This is a genomic window from Clostridium arbusti SL206 (assembly GCF_000246895.1).
Classification (GTDB): Bacteria; Bacillota; Clostridia; order Clostridiales; family Clostridiaceae; genus Clostridium_I; species Clostridium_I arbusti.
Window position 1 is genome coordinate 35403 of record NZ_BAEV01000016.1, and the last position, 13896, is coordinate 49298.

Below are 13896 nucleotides of genomic sequence, written 5' to 3' on the forward strand. Positions count from 1 at the left end.
TTTCAATAAATACCCTCCTACTGCTTCAATAATTAAAGTAGCATTTAGAAATGTTTTTAATAATTATTTAAAATACAACTTTTATTTTAACTGTCCTTGTATAAAAAACAAGTGTATTTGTATTAAGGATTCAATAGTTATATTATCATAGCTAATATCATAATACAATGAAATTTATTAAATTTTATATAAGTAATTTTCTTGAAATGATAAATGATAATAGTGTAAGACACATTCAAATAAATAAAAAAAATTATAAAATTACATATATACCCTTGATAATCATACAAAAAATGGAATATAATTACTTTAAATAGGTATTTTCTAGAAATACTTATTTAAAGTAATTATATTTTATTAGTATGAAGGATGTGATAATTTGTATAATGATAAAGGCTCTGCTATTAAAGTAATGGATGATATTTTGATAAGAGACTCCTTCGAAACTTATGGACATTTTAAAGAACGTATTGAAAATTTGAAATCAATTAACATTGGAAAAGCTGAGATATTAGTAAATACTTATGATAGGCAATCAGGTATTTGTTATATCAATGTAGAGTTTTATAAATGGAGATCTATAGGGAGAATTAACTATAGCTATTTATATTTTGTTTTACCAGATAAAGAGTTTGATTTCATTAAATGTCTAAATGACAGATATACAATAAGGGCAAATTTTAAGGTTGTGGGTGAAAAAATTTATATTGATGAAGAAAGTGTTGAAATATGTATAGATGACATGCAGCTAAAAGTTAATATTATAAGTTTTTTAAAGGAGCCTTTTCAAAATTGTAATGAGTTTAAAGGTCTTATAACTAATATTAAGGACATGCCATTAGGAAAAGTTACATTAGAAAAAGAAAATTATGACATAAATACAGGAACTTTTAAAATAAAAGTAGATTTTGATACATTCAAAGAGGTAAATTTTCCAAATATAAATTTATTTTATATTAGTATAAATAAAGAAGAAGTAGGTGAGTTTTATGAAAATAACAATTCATGTACATTATACGGGGGATTAACCTACATAAATGATAAGATATTTATAGACACTGAAAGAATGCATCTATTATGGCAAGAAAATAAAATTAGAATAAATGTTGTACTCTTTGATAATTCATATTTTGATACATCAGAAGAATATAAAAATCAAATAAAGAACTTGAATCTTTTATGTGCAGGAAAAGCCAGCTTAATTGTTGACAAATACGATAATGTGGAAGAAATTCTTCCACTTAATATAGAATGGGAGGATTGGGTAAAGGAATATGCTTTAAACTTAAAATCATCATATATTGAATCTGATGCCAGGCTTTCAAAAAATCTCTATGAATCTAGTGATAAGTATTCAGTTTATGTAACCATAAAGTATGAAAACAATAATATTTCTATAGAAAAGGTAAAAATGATAAATTTTAATGGAGATATGGAGATTAAGTTTAAAAATATAGAAGTTAAAGATATAGAAGAGACTGCAGATAAGACTATATCCGAAAATGATTTAGCAATAGTAGACGTAGTGGCTTATGACACTAATAATGATGATGACTATGCAATTAATGAAAAGTTTGATTTCATAGATGGAATTGCTCTTATGAAGGTTAATGGAAATTATACCTATATTGATGAGCAGGGGAAGAGATTAGGGCTTATAAACAACAGACTTATGAGGTTTATAGATAGTAAAGGGAAATATGGTTATATGGATAAAGAACATAGGATAACTATTATAAAGCCTTATTTTGATTATATAGGTAGTTTTAATGATAATGTTGCAAAAATAAATATTAATGATAAATGGGGCTATATAAATGAAGAGGGAGCAATAATTATAAGTCCTGCATATGAATTTGCAAGAGATTTTCATGATGGGTTTGCCGCAGTAAAAGTTAAAGCCCTTATAGGAAGTAAGTGGGGGTACATAAATAAACAAGGCGAAATGGTCATAAAGCCTAAATTTGATGAGGTGGGAGAATTCTGTAATGGTGTTGCCCGTGTGAAATTCAAAAGTATTATAAAGGGTATTAAAGATGGTGTTGTATATAAGAATGGTGAATTTCATGACTATGTAAAAATGTAATAAGGCATGTGAATATGCCTTATATTTGAGAATTAGTAGTAAAAATGATTATAAAGAACAGCTGCATTTTATAAATACAGCTGTTCTTATTATCTAGAGTGATATAGGATTAGTCTAGTGTATACATTTTATTTAGGTAAATTTAATACTATAGCTTTAGGTCTGCTCATAGCTTCAATACTATATCTTATACCTTGAGTACCCATACCAGATGATTTAACACCTAGGAATGGAAAGTGGTCAGGACCTCTTTCTGTTTTATTATTAATTTGTACTGTACCAACTTCAAGTTTTTTAGCTATATAAAAAGCATCATCAATGTTTTTAGTAAATACAGAGGATTGAAGACCATATTCAGATCTATTTGCAATAGAGATAGCTTCCTCAATATTTTTTATACGGAGTATAGGTAGTACAGGGCCAAAGGGTTCTTCCCAAGCAAGTCTCATATCTGTAGTTACATTATCAAAAAGTGTAGGATATATTAAATTATCTTTTCTCTTGTTTCCAAGCATTAGCTTAGCACCTTTTGCTAGGGCATCATCAATTAAACCTTGAACAAAATCAGCAGCTTTAGAATCAATTAAAGGAGTTATATCAACATCATCTGTAGGATTTCCAACCTTTAATTTAGTAACCTTTTCTTCTATAAGTTTTACTAATTTATCTGCTACTGAGTCAATTACTAAAACTCTTTTAACAGCTGTACACCTTTGACCTGAATAGCTATATGCACCAGAGACAATATTTTTAGCAGCTAGTTCCAAATCTGCATCCTCAAGGACTATAGCAGCGTCCTTACCACCAAGTTCCATCATCATAGGCACCATATTAGCTTCTTTTGCAATATGTTTACCGACCTCCGTACTACCTGTAAAGTTAATAAAATTTATATCTTTGTGGGTAACTAAATAATCACCAATTTCAGAACCTCTACCAGTAACAGTGTTAAGAACACCCTTAGGAAGGCCGGCCTTATTAAATACTTCTGCTAAATATAATGCACTTATAGCTCCTTGGGTTGGTGGCTTTAATATCACGCTGTTTCCAGCAACCAGTGCAGGAGCGATTTTTGATGCAGACAAATTAACAGGATAATTAAAAGGAGATATTGATAATACAACACCTAGTGGAACTCTTGTGACAAAAGATAATTTACTCTTGTTAAAGCCTGGAAAATTATCTGCTCCTATGGTTTCACCATCAATATGTTTTCCCTCACTAGCAGTAAATCTTATAAAATCAACTGTTCTTTTAACTTCTGACACAGCAGATTTAGAATCCTTAGCAATTTCAACTTGCATTATCTTAGCAATTTCATCTACATTCTCTTCTAAAATATTAGCTGCTTTGTATAGGATTTCTGCACGCTCACTTATTGGAGTTTCTCCCCATTTAACTTGGGCTGCTTTTGAATTTTCAATAATGTCATTTACTTCTTCCTGTGAAAGTGATTGAATTTCACCAATAACAGTTTCATCTACAGGAGATTTTAGTTGTACTGTGTTTCCACTTTTACTTTTAATCCATCCACCATTAAACAAACTTTTATAAACTTTATCTTCTGATATATTTTCAAACATAAAAGATACACCGCCTCTCATAATTGTGAATACTTATTTTATATCTTTAATTAATTCTATTAGTTTAACATATCCATTATTATATAAATTATATATTTATATAAAATTAGTAGCAATATTTACTATTATATAATAATCATAATAAATAAAATTCGTTTTATCAAGTAGTAAATTAAAATTATTTAAAATATATTTGCATTTATTTGGAATATATTAAAGTATATTTGCATTTATTTGAAATAGTAGATATAATTTTATTATAGGTTTTATAAAAGAGGCGATTAGTATGATAGAAAAAAATAAAAAAGAATCCAAAAGTTATATTAGCAATTTAGTAAGCTCAATAACAAAATTTATTTCTAAAGAAAAAGAAGAAGAGTTAAGAGAAAAAATTGCAACAACTATAAAGGAAGAAATATTCTCAAAAGACATAGAAGTAAGATTAAATGCCAGAGATTTTTCAGGAACAGGACTTTTAGACAATTCTTCTGAAGAAGCAAATTTTTTATTTTCAACTATATTCCCGGTGCCTATAGATGACAATGGGGCTAGATATACATTGTATAAACATAAGGTAGAAATAGCATTATCAGGAGAAATGAAAGATAGATTTATATATATTTTTTCGGAGGGAAGGCTAACTTCGGGTGAATTTAAATGCTATAGACTATATGAAGATGAGTATGTTTATATAGTTAAAAAAATAATTAGCAATATACCAAAGTTTAGGGATACCTTAAAAGAAGCATTAAAAGATTTGGATAAAAGTGTAAGTAATATCGATACTAAAAGACAGTTGTCAGAAAATCACTTAAAAAAAGCTAAAGACAATGCAGATAAATTATTACGTATGCTAAAGTAGTTATTGACAATTATAAAAAATGATGTATAATTATAGAAAAATGAATCTTAATAAATCTATGATCAGAAGTAGTAAATATAAGAATTTAGTTAAAGCGAGTTTGGAATGGTGTAAGCCAAATACTGTAGCTTATATTGAATGGATCTGTGAGAGGTAATGTGAAATTTAGTAGCAATAGCCGGTAGTCTACCGTTAACAGGACGAGGTATTGATTGTTTCTGTACCTTATAGAGATGTTTTGTAATTAGGTGGCATAGCGAAGTTTAACACTTCGTCCTTTAGTGGGCGAGGTGTTTTTTATATGCTAATTAGTTTTAAGTAATGTATACAATCTAAGAATTGTTTATTAATTTTAGATGTATTAGTATTACTATGCTAAACCTATAAAACAAAACTAAATTGGGTGGCACCACGGTCACTTCGTCCCATATTAGGGGCGAAGTGACCTTTTTACGTTGAAATTTAATTGAATTTATATATTTTTAAATCTGAAGGAGGAACTAAAATCCATGTTTAACTTAAATGAAAGTGAATTTTATAAGCAAAGAGAATCAAATAAAACATTTCCACTTACACTTCAATTTAACGGAGATGAATTAACGCCAATAGCTATATATTATAATTTACAAGGAGAAAAAAAGTTCTTATTTGAAAGTGTGTATTCTGAAAAAGAAATAGGAAGATATTCTTTTATGGCATCAAATCCTTACATGACAATTAAAAGTTATAAGAATAAAGTAATAATAGAAAACAAAGGAGAAACAAAAATTGAGCACGGTAAAGTTTTGGACTATGTAAAAGAATATGTAAATATAGATTATGATACTAAGCTTTTTGATATACCCTTTACCGGTGGCGCAATAGGATATGTAGGCTATGATGTAGTAAGGCAATATGAAAAGCTCCCAGATAATAATATAGATGAACTAAAAGTACCAGAGGCTAATTTGATGTTTTATAAAATTTTTGTTTGCTATGATCATTTCAAACATAACGTAAATATTGTATATAATGTATTCCCAGAGGATAATTCAGACTACAATAAAATAGTAGAAACACTCAATAATATAAAAAAGATTATAATTAGTAGTAATTCACTACACTCTCTACAAGAGGTTCAGTTAAATAAGGAATTTGAATCTAATGTTACAGAGGAAGAATATTGTAACATGGTGGAGAAGGCAAAGGAATATATAAGAGCAGGAGATATATTTCAGGTGGTTCCATCACAGAGGTTAAAATTTAAGAATACTTCGGAGCCTTTTGATGTATATAGAAGATTAAGATCAAAAAATCCTTCACCCTATCTTTTTTATATAGATTTCCAAGAGTTTCAAATAGCGGGATCATCACCTGAAAGCTTAGTTTCTGTAAGAGATAATAGAGTTATAACAAATCCTATAGCTGGAACTAGACCAAGGGGAAAATCAAAGGAAGAAGATGAGTCACTTAGGATAGAACTTCTAGCTGATGAAAAGGAAAGGGCAGAACATTTAATGCTAGTAGATTTAGGGAGAAATGATATTGGAAGAATAAGTGGATTTGGAACAGTAACTGTAGACCGATTTATGGATGTTGAGTTTTACTCACATGTAATGCATATAGTATCTATGGTATCCGGTGAATTGAAAAGAGGATTGAACTGTTTTGATGCTTTGAGTTCTTGCCTTCCTGTAGGAACAGTATCAGGTGCACCGAAGGTACGCGCTATGGAAATAATTGATGAGATTGAAAATGTAAGAAGAGGAATTTATGCAGGAGCAGTAGGATATTTTTCTCATAATGGTAATATGGATACTTGCATTGCAATAAGGACTATAGTATTTAAAGATAATTATGGATATGTTCAATCAGGTGCTGGAGTAGTCTATGATTCAAATCCTAAAAGTGAATATAGAGAAACTCTTAATAAGGCCATGGCAATGGAAGAGGTGATTTAATTGATACTTATAATAGATAATTATGATTCCTTTACTTATAATTTATATCAGTATATAGGAGAAATATACACTGATATAAAGGTTGTAAGAAATGATGAAATAAAGGCTGAAGATATAGAAAGGATGGATGTAGAAGGTATAATACTCTCACCGGGACCTGGTACTCCAGAAAAAGCTGGAATTTGTGTAGAGGTAATAAAAAGATATGGCTCTAAAATACCAATACTAGGTATTTGTCTTGGACATCAGGCTATAGGTTATGCCTATGGAGGAAATATAGTAAGAACAAAGAATATAAAACATGGTAAGACATCAGATATAAAACATAATGGTGAAGATATGTTTGAAAATGTAAGTAATCCTGTTAAAGTTATGAGATACCATTCATTAGTGGTAGATAAAGAAACTTTTCCAAAGGAACTAACAATTACTGCTGAAAGTTTAGACGATGGTGTTATAATGGGACTTAAACACAAAAAATATGATGTTTATGGTTTGCAATTTCATCCGGAATCTATAATTACAGAACAAGGCAAAGTTATGATTAAAAATTTTGTGGAGGGGATATGTAATGTTACAGGAAGCAATAAAGAAAATAAGTAATGAAGAAAATCTAAGTGAAAAGGAAGCTTACTCATCAGTAAATGAAATAATGAAAGGTGAAGCTATTCCATCTCAAATAGGAGCATTCTTAATGGGAATGCGAATGAAGGGTGAAACTGTTGAGGAAATAACTGGTTGTGCAAAAGCCATGAGAGACAACGCAACTCCTGTTAAACTTGATTCTGAGTATGTTATAGATACTTGTGGAACTGGTGGAGATGGAGGTAAAACCTTTAATATTTCTACAGTAGTAGCGATAGTTGCAGCAGCAGGGGGAGTGAAGGTCGCTAAGCATGGTAATAGAGCAGTTTCAAGCAGCAGCGGAAGCGCAGATGTACTTCAAGAATTAGGATTTAATATAGATATAGATACTGAAAAGGCAAAGAAACTTATTGATAAAAATGGAATGGCATTTTTATTTGCTCAAAAGTATCATTCGGCTATGAAAAATGTAGGACCTGTAAGAAAACAACTTGCTATAAGAACTGTATTTAACATATTAGGACCACTAACAAACCCTGCTTTTGTAAAGGGGCAAGTATTAGGAGTTTATAGCAAGAAATTAACTCATACTCTTGCAGAAGTACTTTTAAAATTAGGCAGTGAAAAGGCCATGGTGGTCCATGGTGGAGATGGATTAGATGAGATCACAACTACTACAAACACTTATGTAAGTGAAATTAGAGAGGGGAAGATAATAGATTATAAAATTGAACCTGAAAAACTTGGTATACCATTAGCAAAGGTGGAAGATATTAAGGGCTCTTCAGCAAAAGAAAATGCTGATATAATAATAGATGTGTTAAAAGGTAAAAAAGGACCTAAAAGAGATATCGTAATCTTAAATAGTGCAGCCGCACTATATGTAGGAAAAGTAGCTGAAAACTTAGAACAGGGAATAAAGCTTGCAGAAGAATTGATTGATTCTGGTAGAGCCTATGAGAAATTAAGTGAATTAGTAAAATACAGCAAAGAGGTGTAGAAAAATGATTTTAGATGATATTGTCGCTTATAAAATAAAACAAATAGAAGAAGAAAAAAGACAATTACCTCTTAAAGAATTTGAAAATAAGGTTCAAGATATAGTTACTAGAGATTTTAAAGTAGCAATAAGTAAACCTGGAATAAATATAATAGCGGAAGTAAAGAAAGCATCTCCATCTAAGGGAATAATAAAACCGGATTTTGACCCAAAGTCTATAGCGAAAGTCTATGAAAAAATAAGTATAGATGCTATATCAGTACTCACAGAGAAGAAATTTTTTATGGGAAGTGATGAGTATATTGCAAAGGTAAAAGAGGTTACAGTGAAGCCCGTACTTCGTAAAGATTTTATAATAGATGAATATCAAATATTTCAGGCAAAAAAAATAGGAGCAGATGCTATACTTTTGATAGTTGCAGTACTTGGTAAAGAGCTAAAAAGTTTTTACAAATTAGCTACAGAACTTGGACTTAACTGTCTTATAGAAGTCCACAATAGAGAAGAATTAGAAATAGCATTAGAGGCTGAAGCGGAAATCATAGGAATAAATAATAGAGATTTAAGGGATTTTTCTGTGGATTTAAAAACCACTGAAAAGTTTATGAAGTACATCCCAAAAGGAACTGTAATTGTTTCTGAAAGTGGAATTAAAACTTCAGATGATATTTTATATTTAAAATCTATAGGGGTAAATGCTGTGCTTATTGGTGAAACTTTTATGAGAAACATAGAAGATGTTGAAAGTATTGAAAAGTTTATTCTTAAAGCTAAGGGAAAGGTCTATTAGTAGAGATGTAGGAAAACAATTCACCACCCCAGGGGTGTAATTTTTTCCAGAGGTGCAATTTTTTTCACCCCAGGGGTGTAATTTTTTCCAAATTTCAACTAAAGAAATGGGGGCTTTTATGACTAAGATAAAAATATGTGGATTGAAGAGGCTAGAGGATATAGAATATGTTAATGAACTTCGTCCAGATTATGTGGGTTTTGTATTTGCTAAAAGTAAAAGACAAGTTAATATAAGTCAAGCTTATGAGCTTATAAATAATTTGAATAGAAGTATTAAAACTGTTGGAGTTTTTGTAGATGAAGCTATTAATAATGTAAAGGACATAGCTGAAAAACTGAAATTAGATGTACTACAATTTCATGGCGATGAAGATAAAGAGTATTTTTCAAAATTAAATAAATTTGAATTGTGGAAGTCCGTATCTATAGAGGCAGAAACTGAAAATTATAAATTACATGAACAGCTTAAAAAAAGTGATTTAACTTGTAATAACAAAGCTTATGGGCAAGATAATAATGTTCTTTATAGTATAGATAAATATCAAAAACCTTTAAATGATTTGAATAAATATAATATTGAAGCTGTGGTATTGGACAGTAAGGTTAAAGGAGCACAAGGTGGTACTGGAGTTACTTTTAATTGGGAAGTTATCCCTAAACTTAATATAGATAAAAAGTTAATACTAGCAGGGGGACTAAATATTAATAATGTATATGAAGCAGTAAATAAAGTTAAGCCCTTTGCGGTTGATGTATCCAGCGGAGTGGAAACTGATGGAGTAAAAGATTTTAACAAAATAAAAACCTTTATGGAGAAAGTGAGGAATATTAAATGATAGGAAGATTTGGAAAATTTGGAGGACAATACGCACCAGAAACTATAATGAATGCAATTATAGAAGTAGAAGTGGAATATGATAAGGCAAAGAATGATGAAAATTTTATAAAGGAATTTAAATACTATTTAAAGGATTATGTAGGAAGGCAATCTCCACTTTACTATGCTGAAAACTTAACTAAAAAATTAGGTGGGGCTAAAATTTATCTTAAAAGGGAAGATCTTAATCACACAGGAGCTCACAAAATAAATAATGCTTTGGGACAGGTACTGCTTGCAAAGAGGATGGGTAAAAAGAGAATAATTGCAGAAACAGGAGCAGGACAGCATGGAGTTGCCACAGCTACTATAGCTGCTATGTTTGGAATGGAATGCGAAATATTTATGGGTCAAGAAGACATAGAAAGGCAATCACTTAATGTATTCAAAATGAAAATACTGGGAGCAAAGGTTACGGCAGTTACTTCCGGTACAGCAACTCTTAAGGATGCAGTAAATGAAGCTTTTAGAAATTGGGTTACTAACATAGAAGATACTTTTTATGTTATAGGAACAGTTATGGGACCACATCCTTATCCAACAATGGTAAGAGATTTTCAAAGAGTTATTGGAGATGAAGCTAGAGAACAGATAATGGAAAAAGAAGGAAGATTGCCGGATTACATCGTTGCATGTATTGGTGGCGGAAGTAATGCTATGGGAATATTCTATCCTTTTGCAGAAGATAAAGAAGTTAAACTTATAGGCGTAGAAGCAGCAGGAAAGGGAATTGATACAGAAGAGCATGCAGCAAGTATAACAAAGGGATCTGTTGGTGTTATTCACGGAATGATGACTTATGTACTGCAGGATGAGGATGGTCAGATACTTCCAGCTTATTCAATATCAGCTGGACTCGATTACCCTGGTGTAGGACCAGAACATGCATATTTTAATGATATTGGAAGAGCAGAATATGTATCTGCAAATGATAAAGAGGCAGTAGATGCTTTTATGGAAGTTTCAAAAATAGAAGGTATAATTCCAGCACTAGAGAGTTCTCATGCACTGGCTTATGCTATGAAGCTTGCTCCTACACTTGATAAAGATAAGGTGATGATTGTTAATGTATCTGGTAGAGGAGATAAGGATATAAATACTATAGCTAAGGTAATGGGGGTTGAATTGTAATGAATAGAATTGAAGCTAAGTTTAAGGAATTGAAAGAAAAAAATGAAAAGGCAATGATTCCTTTTGTAACTGCTGGTGATCCAGATTTAAAAACTACTATTGATTTAGTATATGCTATGGAAAAAGCAGGAGCAGATATTATTGAATTAGGTGTTCCATATTCTGATCCAATAGCAGATGGACCTACAATACAGGCTTCATCTCAAAGGTCTCTTAAAAATGGGACAACAATTGATAAAATAATGGATACAGTAAAGACCATACGTATAAATACAGAAGTGCCTTTAGTATATTTAGTATATTATAATTCAGTATTTAAATATGGCATTGAAAGATTTATAAAACAGTGCAGCGAATCTGGCATAGATGGAGTTATAATACCAGATTTACCTATAGAAGAAAGAAAAGATATTTTGGCAGTAAGCGATAAATACAATGTTTGCCTTATACCATTAATAGCTCCTACTTCTAAGGAGAGAATAAAAAGTATAGTCAAAAATGCCAGTGGATTTATATATTGTGTTTCCACTAACGGAGTTACTGGAGTTAGAAATGAAATAAAAACTAATTTGGATGAGTACATGAGTATAGTATCTCAATATGCGAAAATACCTAAGGCTTTAGGGTTTGGTATTTCTAGTGCAAAAATGGCAGAGGAATTAAAAGTATATTGTGATGGAATTATCATTGGAAGTGCTATTGTAAAAAAAGTGGCAGAGTCAAAGGGTAGAGAAGAAATAGTTAAAAATGTTGGAGAATTTGTAGAAGACGTTAAGAGTGTACTTAAATAGAAATTTATTGATAAATTATCATAATATTATTAATTTATCTTTTATTCATTACAAATGATTAAAATAATGATATAATTAGACATAAATTTATGAATTTAATAATCTGTAATTGAAACAATATATTTATTAGTTATGAAAGATAAGATATTAATTATTATGATAGGAGATGAATACTGTGAGTAGTAAAATAGGTGTTTTGATAGGTAAAAATAACGAAACTACTACTATATACGAATCTGGTATTGTAGTAGTATATAAAAAAGAAGATAAAAAATGGAAAGTATTAAGTGAAATAATTTTTAATATGAATACATCACAAGGAATACCAGAGATTCATAAAAGAGTGGAAAACCTTATAGAAAACTTGAAGGATTGTAAAGTTTTTGTTGCTAAAAAAGTGGAAGGAACTCCATACACTCTATTAAAAAAAGCAGAGTTTACTATAGTAGAAGCAGCTGGTAATCCTAGTGAATTTTTAGATGATCTCTTAGAAATGTTTGAAGAAGATAAGAAGAAAAAAGAAGAAGCTAAAAATAGGGTAAATATAGAACCTATAGAATTAGATAAGTCAGGATACTATTTTATAGATTTAAAAAAAGTTCAAGACAATAATCCTGGTATTAGTTCAAAAAAGGTCTTGATTCCATTTTTAAATAATAAAACATTCTATGAGCTTAAGGTTTCGTGTAGCCATATACCGCCATGGTTTGAAAATGAATTAAATAAACTAAATATGAAAATGAATGTAAAAGAAGTAAAAAAAGATATTTATGAGGTAAATATAAGTCATAAAGTTTGTAATGAGTAAATAAAAATAGCTAGTTTTGATCCTAAGTGGATTAAACTAGCTATTTTCTTTAATTGTTTTATTTAGGAGGCATTGCCTTTAAAATTCTTTGAACATCATCATCGGTAAGGTTGTATTTAAGAAATTCTTTATAGAAGCTTTTTGTTTCTTTGGCAATATCAAGACTTTCAAACTTATCTGATTGTATAGTTTTTGCTGCCCATTGAACTTGAAGCGCTTCTTCTGTACCATACCTATTCCATAAAAATGCTCCATCTGGATTTAGAAATACCTTACCATTTTTAACAGCTGAAACATTTTTTAATCTATCATCTTTTGTAATTTTATCTATGGATTTAATATTTTCACTGACAATAATAATATCTGGATTCCATTGAAGAATTTGTTCTGCGGAAACTGTTTGTCTGTTACCTTTAACTTCCTTTGCTACATTTATTCCTCCAGCAACTTCAATCCAATCATTAATTATGGTATTATTACCATCTGCTTTAAAGGGCTCTGCATTGGAAATATGTAAAACTTTAGGCTTTTGGTCCTCTGGTATTTTTGTTGTAATAGCTTTAATCATATTTAGTTTATTATCTAGATATGAATTGTAATTCTTAGCCTTTTCAACAGCATTTCCTCCAAGTATCTGCCCTGTTAATGTAAAACATTTTTTCATAGATTCAAAATCTGTAAAAGAAAGTTGAACTACTGGCAATCCCATTTTAGATAGCTTGTCTACATTTGTATCTGCCGTTGGAATAAATACTATATCAGGCTTCTTACTTACTAATTCTTCTATATTTAAATTTGCTATAACGCTGTAAACGGCTTTATCTAAAGTTGGAATTACCTTAAATAACCATGGCCTTGATTGAGGAGTGAATGTGGAAGTTACAACTTTATCTCCAACTCCAAGTGTTTGTAAGACTTCAATGTGTGCTCCCCATAACTCAGCAATCCTGTCTATTTTGGCAGGTATTTCCACTTGTTTTCCAGCTGAATCTGTAATAGTTTTAGGCTTTTGGGATTCTGCTTTTGCAGTACTTGTTGTAGCATTGCTTTTACAGGCTGTAAGTGAAAAAATTAATAAAATTGTACTTAATATACCGAAAATAAATTTTTTTGACATTTAAATCATCCCTCCATATGCTTTACTAGTTTAAATATTATGTATAAATTTAAGAAAGTATAGAATTAGTGCATTTATGTGACGTAATTAAGTGGTATTTGTTATAAAATCCATGATTATATTCATAAATTATTCTCCTTATTAAATTTATTTCTTTAATAATATGTTTTGTGCATTTTGATGCGTTTTGTTATGTTATGTTTCATATTATATTTTGAACTTTATAAAATGTCAATATTTTTTTGCTTTTTATTAATAAATTATTAATAAAAATAGAGATATATTGATAAATAGTCAAACAATATATTGCAATATACTACGTGT

12 protein-coding genes and 1 other annotated feature are annotated in these 13896 nt (G+C 30.0%); of the genes, 10 read left to right on the forward strand and 2 right to left on the reverse strand.

The window, feature by feature from the left end:
- The first annotated feature begins 379 nt into the window (after window positions 1-379).
- Entirely contained in the window at window positions 380-2086 is a 1707-nt protein-coding gene (locus RH99_RS04900; protein ID WP_010234730.1) for a WG repeat-containing protein, read from the forward strand.
- Window positions 2087-2214: 128 nt separating this feature from the next.
- On the opposite strand, the gene RH99_RS04905 is transcribed toward RH99_RS04900, so the two are convergent.
- Complete coding sequence (locus RH99_RS04905; RefSeq protein WP_010234733.1) at window positions 2215-3669, reverse strand: NADP-dependent glyceraldehyde-3-phosphate dehydrogenase; 1455 nt, start codon at window positions 3667-3669, stop codon at window positions 2215-2217.
- 286 nt (window positions 3670-3955) lie between these two features.
- Between RH99_RS04905 and RH99_RS04910 the strand changes: the two genes are divergently transcribed.
- The 9 genes from RH99_RS04910 to anfO all read left to right on the forward strand — a co-directional run bounded on the left by RH99_RS04910 (window position 3956) and on the right by anfO (window position 12455).
- Complete coding sequence (locus tag RH99_RS04910; protein ID WP_010234736.1) at window positions 3956-4531, forward strand: hypothetical protein; 576 nt, start codon at window positions 3956-3958, stop codon at window positions 4529-4531.
- A 49-nt stretch (window positions 4532-4580) separates the two neighbouring features.
- Window positions 4581-4813: a binding site (T-box leader), on the forward strand.
- 227 nt (window positions 4814-5040) lie between these two features.
- The gene (gene trpE / locus RH99_RS04915) at window positions 5041-6471 is read left to right on the forward strand and encodes an anthranilate synthase component I (protein ID WP_010234739.1); all 1431 of its coding nucleotides are present in this window, start codon (window positions 5041-5043) and stop codon (window positions 6469-6471) included.
- On the forward strand, window positions 6472-7074 hold the full coding sequence (locus RH99_RS04920; RefSeq protein ID WP_010234742.1) for an anthranilate synthase component II: 603 nt from the start codon (window positions 6472-6474) through the stop codon (window positions 7072-7074). It begins immediately after the preceding gene.
- Window positions 7043-8056 carry an anthranilate phosphoribosyltransferase gene (gene trpD / locus RH99_RS04925; protein WP_010234745.1) on the forward strand — a complete coding sequence of 338 codons (1014 nt, stop codon included), beginning with the start codon at window positions 7043-7045 and terminating at the stop codon, window positions 8054-8056. The genes RH99_RS04920 and trpD overlap by 32 nt, the downstream gene beginning before the upstream one ends.
- Before the next feature lie 4 nt (window positions 8057-8060).
- Window positions 8061-8846: an indole-3-glycerol phosphate synthase TrpC gene (trpC, locus tag RH99_RS04930; protein WP_010234748.1), complete on the forward strand. Its 786-nt coding sequence runs from the start codon at window positions 8061-8063 to the stop codon at window positions 8844-8846.
- Between the two features lie 118 nt (window positions 8847-8964).
- Complete coding sequence (locus RH99_RS04935; RefSeq protein WP_010234751.1) at window positions 8965-9684, forward strand: phosphoribosylanthranilate isomerase; 720 nt, start codon at window positions 8965-8967, stop codon at window positions 9682-9684.
- Window positions 9681-10856, forward strand: coding sequence for a tryptophan synthase subunit beta (gene trpB, locus RH99_RS04940; protein WP_010234752.1), 1176 nt, complete (start codon window positions 9681-9683; stop codon window positions 10854-10856). Before RH99_RS04935 ends, trpB begins: the two co-directional genes overlap by 4 nt.
- Window positions 10856-11647, forward strand: a complete 792-nt coding sequence (gene trpA / locus RH99_RS04945; RefSeq protein ID WP_010234755.1) for a tryptophan synthase subunit alpha — start codon at window positions 10856-10858, stop codon at window positions 11645-11647. The genes trpB and trpA overlap by 1 nt, the downstream gene beginning before the upstream one ends.
- A gap of 166 nt (window positions 11648-11813) precedes the next feature.
- A complete protein-coding gene (gene anfO, locus RH99_RS04950) occupies window positions 11814-12455 on the forward strand; it encodes a Fe-only nitrogenase accessory protein AnfO (RefSeq protein ID WP_243441450.1) in 642 nt (213 codons plus the stop codon).
- 58 nt (window positions 12456-12513) lie between these two features.
- On the opposite strand, the gene RH99_RS04955 is transcribed toward anfO, so the two are convergent.
- On the reverse strand, window positions 12514-13572 hold the full coding sequence (locus RH99_RS04955) for an ABC transporter substrate-binding protein (RefSeq protein ID WP_010234759.1): 1059 nt from the start codon (window positions 13570-13572) through the stop codon (window positions 12514-12516).
- Window positions 13573-13896: the final 324 nt, after the last annotated feature.